General features: G+C 64.7%; 12 protein-coding genes. 6 read left to right on the top strand and 6 right to left on the bottom strand.

The annotated features are described in order from the left end of the window. Positions 1-113: 113 nt before the first annotated feature. From D8Z78_RS15260 to D8Z78_RS15275, 4 genes are all read left to right on the top strand, one after another. Positions 114-1,886, top strand: a complete 1,773-nt coding sequence (locus D8Z78_RS15260) for an aminopeptidase P family protein (protein WP_121634534.1) — start codon at positions 114-116, stop codon at positions 1,884-1,886. Positions 1,887-1,966: 80 nt separating this feature from the next. Continuing rightward, a complete protein-coding gene (locus D8Z78_RS15265; RefSeq protein WP_121634533.1) occupies positions 1,967-2,311 on the top strand; it encodes a DUF427 domain-containing protein in 345 nt (114 codons plus the stop codon). 111 nt (positions 2,312-2,422) lie between these two features. Continuing rightward, a complete protein-coding gene (locus D8Z78_RS15270; protein ID WP_121634512.1) occupies positions 2,423-2,890 on the top strand; it encodes a hypothetical protein in 468 nt (155 codons plus the stop codon). Positions 2,891-3,020: 130 nt separating this feature from the next. Continuing rightward, positions 3,021-3,722 (top strand): SH3 domain-containing protein, encoded by a 702-nt coding sequence (locus D8Z78_RS15275; RefSeq protein ID WP_164932978.1) that lies wholly within the window; start codon positions 3,021-3,023, stop codon positions 3,720-3,722. Positions 3,723-3,780: 58 nt separating this feature from the next. On the opposite strand, the gene D8Z78_RS15280 is transcribed toward D8Z78_RS15275, so the two are convergent. From D8Z78_RS15280 to ectA, 4 genes are read right to left on the bottom strand one after another with little or no spacing between them, the layout of a single operon-like run. Further along, positions 3,781-5,193, bottom strand: a complete 1,413-nt coding sequence (locus tag D8Z78_RS15280) for an aspartate kinase (protein ID WP_121634509.1) — start codon at positions 5,191-5,193, stop codon at positions 3,781-3,783. After that, positions 5,193-5,597, bottom strand: coding sequence for an ectoine synthase (locus tag D8Z78_RS15285; protein ID WP_121634507.1), 405 nt, complete (start codon positions 5,595-5,597; stop codon positions 5,193-5,195). The genes D8Z78_RS15280 and D8Z78_RS15285 overlap by 1 nt, the downstream gene beginning before the upstream one ends. Before the next feature lie 4 nt (positions 5,598-5,601). Next, complete coding sequence (ectB, locus tag D8Z78_RS15290) at positions 5,602-6,903, bottom strand: diaminobutyrate--2-oxoglutarate transaminase (RefSeq protein WP_121634506.1); 1,302 nt, start codon at positions 6,901-6,903, stop codon at positions 5,602-5,604. Positions 6,904-6,944: 41 nt separating this feature from the next. Then, entirely contained in the window at positions 6,945-7,481 is a 537-nt protein-coding gene (ectA, locus tag D8Z78_RS15295; RefSeq protein ID WP_121634504.1) for a diaminobutyrate acetyltransferase, read from the bottom strand. Positions 7,482-7,725: 244 nt separating this feature from the next. On the opposite strand from ectA, the gene D8Z78_RS15300 reads away from it, so the two are divergent. Next, complete coding sequence (locus tag D8Z78_RS15300) at positions 7,726-8,214, top strand: MarR family winged helix-turn-helix transcriptional regulator (protein WP_121634502.1); 489 nt, start codon at positions 7,726-7,728, stop codon at positions 8,212-8,214. Between the two features lie 115 nt (positions 8,215-8,329). Here D8Z78_RS15300 and D8Z78_RS15305 read toward each other — a convergent pair whose 3' ends face one another. Beyond that, positions 8,330-9,976 carry a chloride channel protein gene (locus D8Z78_RS15305; protein WP_121634531.1) on the bottom strand — a complete coding sequence of 549 codons (1,647 nt, stop codon included), beginning with the start codon at positions 9,974-9,976 and terminating at the stop codon, positions 8,330-8,332. Between the two features lie 104 nt (positions 9,977-10,080). Between D8Z78_RS15305 and D8Z78_RS15310 the strand changes: the two genes are divergently transcribed. Next, positions 10,081-11,448, top strand: a complete 1,368-nt coding sequence (locus D8Z78_RS15310; protein WP_121634500.1) for an FAD-binding oxidoreductase — start codon at positions 10,081-10,083, stop codon at positions 11,446-11,448. Positions 11,449-11,533: 85 nt separating this feature from the next. Here the strand turns inward: D8Z78_RS15310 and D8Z78_RS15315 are convergent, their stop codons facing one another. Beyond that, positions 11,534-12,133, bottom strand: coding sequence for a TetR/AcrR family transcriptional regulator (locus D8Z78_RS15315; RefSeq protein WP_121634529.1), 600 nt, complete (start codon positions 12,131-12,133; stop codon positions 11,534-11,536). Between the last annotated feature and the right edge of the window lie 102 nt (positions 12,134-12,235).

Raw genomic sequence — 12,235 nt, forward strand, 5'->3', positions numbered from 1 at the left:
CAGGCCTACGATGCCCGCCCCTTGCGCGCCAAGCGAAAACTTGGCCACCGCCTCTGGCACGCCACGGAAATTCCCGTCAGACTATGCGCCAGATCACACCCGATGGAGGTTCCATGTTCCAGAGCTTTGACGACACGGCTTGCCCCGAACAGGGCCCGGCCCGGCTGCGCGCCCTTCGGGCGGCGATGGCCACCGCTGGTCTGGACGGCTTCCTGATCCCGCGCGCCGATGCCCATCAGGGCGAATACGTCGCCGCGCATGACGACCGGCTGTCATGGCTGACCGGCTTCACCGGCTCGGCGGGCTGGTGCGTGGCGCTGACAGAGCGCGCGGCGGTCTTCACCGACAGCCGCTACACCGTGCAGGTCAAGGCACAGGTGGCGGAGGAGTTCGAAAAGGTCGACTGGCCCGCGACCTCTCTGGGCGACTGGACCCGGCAGGTCGCGCCAAACGGGGTGATCGGCTTTGACCCGTGGCTGCTGACCGTGGACCAGCTGGATCGGCTGCAAAAGGAGCTGCCCGAGGCGGTGCTGAAACGCTCGGACAACCTGATCGACCAGATCTGGGAGGACCAGCCCGCGCCTCCCATGGGCAAGGTCATGGTGCAACCGCTGGAACTGGCGGGCGAGGCGCATGAGGCCAAGATCACCCGGCTGGCCGCCACCCTCGCCCCGGCCAGCGCGGCGATCATCACCCTGCCCGACAGCATCGCCTGGCTTCTGAACATTCGCGGCACCGACATCCCCCGCAACCCTGTGCCGCATGGCTTTGCCATCCTGCACGCGGACGCGCGGGTGGTGCTGTATATGGCGCCCGAAAAGCTGACAGAGATCGGCGACCATCTGGGCGCGCATGTCACGGTCAAGGACCCCGGGGATTTCCTGCCCGGCGTGAGGGCGCTCAAGGGCCCGATCCGCATCGACCCGGCCACTTGCCCCATCGCCGTCACCGACGCGCTGGATGCCGAAATCCTCCACGGCGACGATCCCTGCCTGCTGCCCAAGGCGCGCAAGAACGCCGCCGAACTGGACGGCGCCCGCGCCGCGCATCAGCGCGATGCGCTGGCCATGGTGCGCTTTCTGGCATGGCTCGACGGGCAACAACCCGGCACATTGACGGAAATCGACGTGGTCAAGCGGCTGGAGGCCGAGCGCATGGCCACCAACGCCCTGCGCGACATCAGCTTTGAAACCATCTCGGGTGCCGGGCCCAACGGCGCCATCGTGCATTACCGCGTCACCGAACAGTCCAACCGCCGCGTTGGCGACGGTGAACTGCTGCTGGTCGACAGCGGCGGGCAATATGTGGACGGCACCACCGACATCACCCGCACCATGGCCATAGGCACCCCCGATCCGGAGGCCGCCCGCGCCTTTACGCTCGTGCTCAAGGGCATGATCGCGGTCTCGCGCCTGCGCTTCCCCAAGGGGCTGGCGGGCCGCGATATCGACCCGTTTGCCCGCGCCGCGCTGTGGGAGCACGGGCTCGATTACGGCCACGGCACCGGGCACGGGATCGGCAGCTACCTGTCGGTTCACGAAGGCCCGCAGCGCATCGCCCGCACCGGCACCGTGCCGCTGGAGCCGGGCATGATGCTGTCGAACGAGCCGGGCTTCTACCGCGAGGGGGCCTTTGGCATCCGCATCGAAAACCTCATCGCCGTCGAGGACGCGCCCCCCTTGCCGGGCCAAACCGTCGCGCATATGCTCCGCTTCGAGACATTGACCCATGTTCCGATCGACACGCGCCTCGTACAGGCCGACCTGCTGACAGAGGCCGAGCGTGACTGGCTGAACGCCTACCATGCCGACTGCCTGACCCGCCTCGCGCCGCATCTGGACGGCACGGTGCGTGACTGGTTGACCGGTGCCTGTCGGGCGATCTGACGGATAGGGCCATGTGACACAGATATTTCATGCTTTGCCTGCACTAAGCTTGGCAAAGCAAAGGGGAGACAGGAATGACCATGACCAAAGACATCCGCATAACGCCCGCCATGGGCACTTGGGTCATCCGGGCCGGCGGCGCCGTTCTGGGCGAATCGTCGCGCGCGCTGGAACTGGTCGAAGGCGACCTGCCGCCGGTGATCTACTTCCCGCGCGAGGATATCGGCATGGCCTTCCTCGACCGGACCGACCACACGACCACCTGCCCGCACAAGGGCGAGGCGTCATATTTCTCGATCATGTCCAAGTCGAAGACCTATGAAAACGCCGTCTGGTCCTATGAAAACCCAAAGGACGAGGTCGGCGCGATCAAGGATCACCTTGCCTTTTACGTGCAGGACGGGATCGCCGTCGAACAGATCTGACACAGACAGGCCGGGCCACGCGCCCGGCCCTTTGCTGTGCGCGCGGTCACAGGCCACGGCGCGCCATGGGTGTATCGTCTGAGCGTTATTTCAACCCAAGGGCATATTTCCATGACAGTTACCGTCCACCCTTCCGTCTTTACCGGTCACAACCAGCCGGGCGATTTCGGCTATATGCTGATGCAGGAGGAATACGCCTCCGCCTTTTTCATCTTCAACGACAATGAAGAGGAATTTCTGGCCTATCAGGGCAATCAGGGCACCAGCGGCCCGGGCTGTCATGCAGGTGGCGGCAATGCCGGGATCAGGCCGTGGCAATGCGCCACGCCACCGCGCGCGGGCGGCATTCCGACCGGCGCACATGGCCAAGGCTACACCGCCTTGACCAGCGAGGTGCAAGGGCATATCGACACCGCCGTGGCCTTCATTGCCGCGCGGATCGCCGAGCACGGTTTTACCGATGTATATTACAGTTCCGACGGCCATGGCGGGCTGGGCACCGGCATCTTCGAGGTCGATCCGGCGGTCAAGGCCTATATCGTCAAGCAGATCGAGGGACTGGCCAGCCAATCCGAATAACCCCGCAATCCCGCGGGCTTGGACCTGAACGGATAGCCGATAACACCGCCCAGTCCGGGCGGTGTTATTGTTTGACCGCCGCCGCGTGACGGACAGTGAGGCATCACTTTTCACCGAAAGGATGCTGCTCATGTTACGCTTACTGACTTTTCTCGCTGCCATGGTCTTTGCAACGGCCGCCGCCGCAAGCACCGCTTGGGTCAATGCCCCCCGCGATGGATATTTGAACCTGCGAACCGGCCCCTCGACCGGCTACCGCGTCATCGAACAGATGCCCCACCGCTCGAAGGTCGAAATCCTGCACGCCCCCGGCAAATGGGTGAAACTGCGCTCCGAGCGGGGGCGGATCGGGTGGGCGCATAGCGGCTGGCTGACGACCGACCGCCCCGGTCGCGGGCATGGCCACCATGATGGCCAGCACGGTGGCTCGCAGGGCACGTGGTACGTGGATGCGCCGGGCTATAACGGCCTGAACCTGCGCACCGGCCCCGGCACCGGCTACAAGGTCGCGCGGCTGATGCGCAATGGCGACAAGGTCGAACGGCTGGGCCGCAAGGGCTCGTGGTGGCTGCTGCGCCACGAAAGCGGCGCCGTGGGCTATGCCCATTCCGGCTACCTGTCCAAGACCAAGCCCCGGCGCGGCGGCCAAGGCCATGGCCACGGTCACGGCGGTGGATATGGCGACCTTCGCGGGCACGATCGCGGCCATGACGGCGGCAACGACCTCGCCCGCCTGCTGCTGCGGTGCCAAGGCCGCGAGGGGCAGGCCCTGCAACGCTGCATCGTCTGGCACCTGAGCCAGCAAAGCCACCCCGGCTACCGCAACCGCTGACACTAAAACGCCGCCCGGGGGGCATCCCGCGGGCGGCGTTCTGACGGTCAGGACCGGTTCAGGCGGCCAGTTGGACCTTGCTTTCACTCTCGACGAAGGCCTTGTGCAGCGCCTTGATCGCCGGTTGCAGGTCGTCGCGCTCCATCAGGAATTGCACGTCGACATTGCGCGGCCCTTGGCTGGCGCCGACGCTTTCCATCCCGGCCTCGGCAATCGCCTGAAGACCACGGGTCAACACCGACAGCCCGCGCAGATCACGCCCCACGACCGAGGCCATGCCCAGCGTGCGCAACTGGATCTCTGCCGCCGGATACAGCGCCTTGAGGTCCTTTTCCACGCGACGCAGCTGTTTCAGCGAGGCGTCCACGTAATGGGTGATCGTGTTGGCGTTCGACACCTTGGACACGATGCGCACATCGTGGCGCGTCAGTGCATCCAGAATGGCGGCGTCATAGCCCTTGACCCCCACCATGTCCTGTTCGAACACCTCCAGCGCGACCACGTCCAGCCCGGTGACGATCTCGACCGCTGCCTCGTCGGCGGGCCGGTCATCGATCAGCGTGCCCGGGTCGTCCGGCTCAAAGGCGTTGGTGACGCGCAAGGGCACCTCGGCCTGACGCAGCGTCTTGGCCGCCTTGGGGTGGATCGCCTCCATCCCGAGGTTCGACAGCTGGTCAGCCACGTCGTAATTGGTCCGGCCCAGCTTGCGCACGGCGTCTTGGCCCACAAGATTGGGGTCCGCCGAGGACAGGTGGAATTCCTTGTGGATGATCGCCTCGCGCGCGCCCGTCAGGGCGGCGAGTTTCGAGAATGTCACCTCGGAATAGCCCCGGTCGAATTCGCCCATCAGGCCCCGGCGGCATTGCGCATAGCCGGTTACGATGGGCATCTCGGTCACCGGATCGACCTCGGCCATCGCGCGCTCGATGCGTTCGTCGAGCGATACGTCGCCCTCGTCCCGCCAGCCGGACAGGTCGACGAAGCGGGCGTTCACACCGGCACGTTGCAGCATCAGCGTCGTGACGAAGGCGGAATGCGCCTCGCCCAGACCGGACAACAATTCGCGCACTTGCATCATGTGTTCGGACAGGCGGAAGTGGCCATAGGCGCAGATCCGTTGCAGATCGATCAGCGCGTTGCGCGCACCCTCGATCCGGTCGCGCACGAAATCCGTCGCCTGCGCAACGTCACCCGGGGCGCTGAGCACCTCGGTATGGGCGCCGATCATCGCATCCGACACTTCGCACAGCGCGTCCTGCCAGCCATGGCCGGTGTCGCTGTCGGCGAATTGCGCATAGACTCCCGGCTTGCCGGATTTCTTGTGTTCCAGCAGCAGGTTGGTGATCCCGCCAAAGGCCGAGACGACGAAGACCCGACCATAGGGGTCGTCGCCCCGCACCAGAAGCGTATCGCGCAGTTCATGGATGCGGGACATGGTCGTCCCGCCGATTTTCTCAACTGTATGGGCCATTACGATGCCTCCAGTTCCTCCGGCGCGGCATAGGATCCGTCCTCGCGGTGGACTTCGTTCCCCGTCACGGGCGGGTTGAAGCAGCAGGCCATGACCAGCTCTTCTTCAGCGCGCAGGATGTGACGGTCATGCTTGTCGAGCGCATACATTACGCCGGGTTTGATCTCGTGCGTCTCGCCGGTGCCGAGGTCGGTGATCGACCCCTTGCCCTGCATGCAATAGACGCTTTCGAAGTGGTTCTTGTATTCGAACGTGTGCTCCGACCCTTCCTCGAGGAAGGTGATATGGAAGCTAAATCCCATATTGTCGTCAGCGAGCAGCATGCGTACGCTGCTCCACTTGGCATCGGAGACGACGCGATCACGTTCTTTTTTCACGATCTCGTTGAAATCACGGACAATCATTTCGTTACTCCGCTGCAATCTTGTGCTGTTCAAGGACTTCATCGGCGGCTTCCAGCAGGATCGCCAGACCCTTGCGGAAGGTCTTGTCCGGCGTGGTCAGGGGCGCAAGCACCTTGACGACCTCGTCATTCGGGCCCGATGTCTCGATCACGAGACCCTTTTCAAAGGCACGTGCGCAGATCTCGCCCGCCAACTCGCCCGAGCCGACATCGACACCCATCATCAGGCCACGGCCCTTCAGGTAGGCGCCGTCGATCTTGTCGGCCAGTTCTTGCAGGCCGGTGGTCAGGACCATCGACTTCGACGCGAGGGTTTCTTGGAACTTCGGGTCGGCCCAGAATTTCTCGATCGCCACGCGGGCGGTGACAAACGCGTGGTTGTTGCCACGGAAGGTGCCGTTGTGCTCGGCGGGGCCAAACACGTCATGCTGCGGGCGCACCAACGCCAGCGCCATCGGCAGGCCAAAGCCCGACAGGGATTTCGCCATGGTCACGATATCCGGGGTGAATCCCATCTCCTCGAACGAGAAGAAGGTGCCCGTGCGGCCACAGCCCGCCTGCACGTCATCGACGATGACGAGCGCGCCATGTTCATGCGCGAGGTTCACGACCTTCTCGATCCATTCCTTGGATGCGGCGTTCAGGCCGCCCTCACCCTGCACGGTCTCGAACAGGATTGCGGCGGGAGCGTCCATACCCGACGACGCGTCGTTCAGCATCGCCTCAAGGAACTTGGACGTGTCACAGCCATCGCCCATATAGCCGTCATACGGCATCCGGGTCACATGACCGCCCACGGGCATACCCGCGCCGCCACGGTGGTAACCGTTGCCGGTCGCCGACAGCGCCCCCATGGTCACGCCATGAAAGCCGTTGGTGAAGGCGATGATGTTGGTACGGCCCGTCACCTTGCGCGCCATCTTCATGGCGGCCTCGACGGCGTTGGCACCGGTCGGACCGGTGAACATGACCTTGTGGTCCATGTCGCGCGGCTTCAGGATATGCGTCTCGAAGGCGCGCAGGAAGTCGCCCTTGGCGTCGGTGTGCAGGTCAAGCCCGTGGCTGACGCCGTCGCGGGTGATGTGATCGACCAGCGCCTCTTTCATATCGGGGTCGTTGTGCCCGTAGTTGAGCGAGGAGCAGCCAGCGAGGAAGTCGATATAGGTCTCGCCGTTCTTGTCGGTCATCTCGGAGCCGGAGGCCTTGACGAAAGTGGTGTCAAAGCCACGGCAGTAGGAGCGCGCCTCGCTTTCGCGGCGCTTGTAGATACTCGGTTTCTTCGGTGTGTCAGACATGTCGTTCGGCATTGGAAAGGTCCTTTGCGATACGTGTTCTTGTATAAATCGGATCAGGCTGCGCGCTTCAGCGTCGCGCGCTTTTCGGGCAGCGTGATGGTCACCATGTGCTCTGTGTCATGGGCCCCGTCGAAGTGGTCATGCTTGGTAAAGTGCGGCTCATCCGAAAGGGTTCCGCCGACATCGCGCGCGAAGCTGCGAAACAGCCCCCAAGAGGCGGCATTGTCGCGGGTGATGGTCGTCTTCATCACCTCGGCGTCCTTGCATTCGTCGCGGCGCACGAGATGGCGCAGCATCATTTTGCCAAGGCCCATCCCGCGCGCGGCCTCGCCCACGGCGACCTGCCAGACGAAGAACGCGTCTTCGCCCGGGATCATGTGGCCGGAAATCCAGCCGACGATCTCTCCGTCCAGTTCGGCAACCACGCAGGTGTCGCGGAAGTGATCCGCCTGCACGAGGTTGCAGTACATGGAGTTCTCATCCAGCGGCTTGCAGACGCGGATGAGATCCCAGATTGCGGCCCCATCCGTCGCTTCAGGCTTGCGCAGATGGGGCTTTCCGGTTCGGGGGATGGAGACGTCTTTCGGCATGGGAATTTCCTGCTCCTCATTTCGTTCGATTGACTAACTAACAACCGACCAAGAAAGTTTCAACCGCCTAAGTTGTTTTAAGCTGAATTCTGCGCGAAAAGCCGAAAACATTGAATTATTCAGCGCAAGCGCCTAAGTAGATGTGTCACAGATCGTTAGTTCTGCAAACTTATTAAGAAATTATGAAGGAGTCTGGCCCATTCTATCGAGACATGCGACATTCACCGCCATACCAGAGGTGGCTATGGACAGAACCGATGACAGCCTGATCGCTCTGCGGCGCATCCTGCGCTCGACCGAGCTGTATTCGCGCGACCTTGCTTTATCGGCCGGGGTCACGCCCGCACAGCTGCGCGTGCTGCAGATCGTGGTGGCCAAGGGTGGCTCGACCACGCCCAAGGCGCTGGCCACACAGATGGGCGTCAGTCAGGCGACGGTGACGGCGCTGCTCGACAAGCTGCAAAAGCGCAAGCTGATCGACCGCGTGCGCTCGGAGGCGGATCGCCGCCAGATGAACATCATCATCACCGATGACGGGCTGGCCACCACCGACAGCGCGCCCGACGCGCTGCAACAGCGCTACGTCAAGGAATTCGAAAAACTGCCCGACTGGGAGCAGGCGATGATGGTCGCCGTGCTCGAACGTGTCGCCTCGATGCTGGATGCCGGGGATATCGACGCCTCGCCGGTGCTGACCATCGGCGATCTTCACACGGACCGGACGAGCCATTGAGGCGGGCAAGGCCCTTCGAAGGGCCTTGGGTCACGCAAATTCGAATTTGCGTATAAGCGCCTTCGAAGGCGCTTGTTTCAAGGCGCGTCACAAGCGCCTTGCCAGCGCGTCCCTCTCAGCTGTGCTCTTCCTCGGCGGTCGCGGCCAAAGCCCGGTTATAGGCCTTGAGCGCATCGACGTGGAACAGAGCCCCCTGCAACACAGGTGTCTCCCCCTCCATCTGAACCACCGGCAGAAACGCCACCCCGGACCGATCGAACATCGGCAAGGCCGTCTCCAAGGTTGCCGAGGCCTGCAGGAACAGCCCTTGCTCGATCATCCGTGCGCAGGCCTCCGGGTCCGCCGCCCCGCTTGCATCCGGCTTGCGCATCACACCCGCCACCCGGAACATCGCCAACAGGTAGGCTTGTGGCCCCTCAGCCAAGTGCACGTTGCGCCGCTCCAACTGCGTCAGGAAGAAGCTCCGGTCGACCAGTCGCGACGCCAGTGCGGTCGACATCGACACCGACACCATCACCGCCAGCCCGGTCTGCCAGTCCCCCGTCAGCTCGAACACGATCAACGTGGTCGAGATCGGCGCCCCCAGCACCGCCGCCGCCACCGCGCCCATGCCCGCCAGCGCATACAGCGTGAAGGCGCTGGACTGATCCGGGAAGATCCCCGTCGCGATATGGCCAAAGACCAGCCCGGTCAGCGCCCCCACCATCAGCGACGGCGAAAAGATCCCGCCGCCCATGCGCCCGGCCATGGTGATCGACACCGCCGCCACCTTGACCACCGCAAAGACGAACGCCCCGCCAAGGGTCAGCGCCCCGGTCAGCGCCAGCGACGTCGTCTCGTACCCGACCCCGATGATATGCGGATAGAAGATCGCGATCATGCCCAGCAGCAGCCCCGCCACGGCAGGGCGCAGCCAATGCGGCAGGCCCAGCCTGCGCTGCAAGGCCGTCTCGACATCATCGGCAAAGAACACCGCCCGCATCATGATGACTGCGACCGCGCCGCAGACCAGTCCCAACAGGAAGAAGGCCGGCAGCTCCAGATAGAACTCCACCGTCGTCGTTCCCGGCAGCACGAACTCGGTCACGTCGCCATAGACCAGCCGGTTGATGACCGTGCCTGCGGCACTCGCCACCACGATGGGTGCAAAGGCGTGCAGGGCGAAATGCCGCAACACGACCTCGAGCGCGAACAGCGCCCCCGCGATCGGCGCGTTGAACGAGGCCGAGACCGCAGCCGCCACCGCGCAGCCCAGAAGGTCGCGGCCCGTGACCCCGTCGACGCGCAAGCTGTTGGCGATCCAACTGGAAATCATCGCCGCGATATGCACGACAGGGCCTTCGCGCCCGGTGCTGCCCCCGGTCGACAGGGTGATCCACGAACACAGCGCCGAGGCCACCCCGGCGCGTCTCTCCACCCGGCCATCGTTGAGCGCCGCGCCCTCGATCACGTCCGCCACCGACCGCACCCGCCCGTCCGGCGTCGCCCGGTGCAGGATCACCCCCACCGCGATGCCGCCCAAGGCCGGGATCAGCAGCACCCAGAGCCAAGGCAAGCCTTCGGCAAAGCTCGCCAGCGTGTTGACGTCATGTGTGCCGTAGATTGTCGCCTGCAGGGTCTCGACCGCGAAGCGGAAGCCGATCGCCGCCAGACCCGACGCCACGCCAAGCCCCAGCGCGATGAACCAGAACTGCACCTGCCCCGGCCCATCCCGGCGCAACGTCGTCCAGCCCCTCCGGGCCGCCGCACGCAGACTGTGCATCTGTTGCCGCACAAGGCTGGTCAATTCGCTTTCCCCCGATCCAGTGGGTTTCAACCCCTCGTGCCGCCCGATAACATGGCGGAAAAGACGCAAAGGTACGGTCCATGGCCATTGAGCAGGCGCTTGAAGAGCTCCACAATCTCCTAGGCGAACGTCTGACGCGGGCCAAGTCCGAATTGGACACGCACAGCCATTCCGAATCGTGGTTTCCGTCGACCCCGCCCGACGCCGTGGCCTATCCGGTCAGCCAGGACGAGGTGCGCCGTCTGGTACAGATCTGCGCCCGCCACGCCTGCCCGATGATCGGCTGGGGCGCGGGCACCTCGCTGGAAGGCCACGGCTTGGCGGTGCGCGGCGGTGTCGTCGTCGATTTTGCGCGCATGAACAAGGTGCTGGAAATCCGCCCCGCCGACATGGACGTGACCGTGCAACCGGGCGTCACCCGCGAGGCCCTGAACGAGGAGTTGCGCGCCACCGGCCTGTTCTTTCCCGTCGATCCCGGCGCCAATGCCTCGCTTGGGGGCATGGCGATGACGCGCGCCTCTGGCACGACGACCGTGCGCTATGGCTCCATGCGCGACAACGTCATGGGGCTGACCGCGGTGCTCGCCGATGGCCGTGTGATCCAGACCGGCTCCCGCGCGCGCAAGACCGCTGCGGGCTACGACCTGACCGCGCTCATGGTCGGCTCCGAGGGAACGCTCGGCCTTGTGACCGAGCTGACCCTGCGCCTGCACGGCATCCCCGAGGCGACATCGGCCGGGGTCTGCGCCTTTGAACGGATCGAGGACGCGGTGGCCTGCGTGATCGAGACGATCCAGATGGGCATCCCGATGGCCCGGATCGAGTTCATCGACGCCGCCACCGTGCGCGCGTTCAACGCCTATGCCGGTGCGGACATGCCCGAAGCGCCCCATCTGCTTGTGGAATTCCACGGCTCGCCCGACAGCGTCGCGCAGGATGCGGATCGGTTCGGGGAGATCGTCGCCGATCACGACGGGTCACCCTTCCAATGGTCGACCCGCGAAGAAGAGCGCCGCGCGCTTTGGGCGATGCGGCATAACGGCTATTACGCGATCCTCGCGTCGCGCCCGGGAGCGCGGGCCATCGTCACCGATATCTGCGTGCCGATCTCGCGGCTGGCGCAGGCGGTGAAGGAGACGCAGTACGACATCGCCGGATCGACGATTCCCGGGCCGATCCTCGGCCATGTGGGTGACGGCAATTTTCATGCCATCCTGCTGATCGATCCCGACCAACCGGCGGAACTGGCCGAAGCCAAGCGACTGTCGGCCGCCATGGCCGACCGTGCGCTTCGGCTTGGCGGGACCTGTACGGGCGAGCATGGCATCGGCATGGGCAAGACGGCCTTCATGCGCGCCGAGCATGGTGACGGCTGGGACGTGATGGGCCAACTCAAGGCGACGCTCGACCCGCGCAACCTGATGAACCCCGGAAAGCTGGTCCCCTGACCCATCCGCCGTGCAAGGCCCTTCGAAGGGCCTTGGCTGACGCAAATTCGAATTTGCGTGACAAGCGCCTTCGAAGGCGCTTGGTTCAAGGCGCTTCGAAGCGCCTTGCCACCGCCGTCCCCGATATCGACTTCAGCAGGTGATGTGCCCGCGCAGCGCGCTCCCAGCGCGCCTCCGGGCCCGGGATCGCCATGGCGCCCGTGGCGCAGCGGATCTGCCAATCGCCCACCAACAGGTCGACCCACAGCCCGGCCAGCGCCTCCGGTTCGCCCGTCAGGTGCCCAGCCGCGACCTCCTGCGACATCCGCGCCACCAGAACCGGGAAGACCACGCCCCGCCCCGCCTGTGCCAGAACCGCGCCCAGCGTGTTGCTCGCATCGGCAGCGGCGGCCCGGTTCAGGGCCACCGCGCGCGGGCTCAGCAACATTCCCAGCAATTGCCGCCCGAGTTCCTCCAGCCCATCCGCAGCCTCCAGCGCCTCGCCCACCTCCGCCACGTTGCGCGCGATCAAAGCCCGGAAAAGCCCAAGCTTGTCGCCATACCAACGATACAGCGTTTCATTCGATGCCTTGGCCCGCTTCGCCACCGCCAGCATCGACAAGCCCTGAAACCCCTTCTCCGACAGCAGCGCATAGGCCGCCTCTGCGATCTGCGCCTCGCGCAGATCCCGTGTATCCGCCTTCATGGTCCCTCCGGGAAATCCCTCGGCCGATTCTGTGGAAAAACAACCCTTCGCGGCCGCAGAATATCGACGCCTGAACATGGCGCGAGCGCCTTTGTCGTCAGG

Origin of the sequence: Tropicibacter alexandrii (assembly GCF_003667315.2) — a bacterium.
GTDB classification, from domain to species: domain Bacteria; phylum Pseudomonadota; class Alphaproteobacteria; order Rhodobacterales; family Rhodobacteraceae; genus Tropicibacter; species Tropicibacter alexandrii.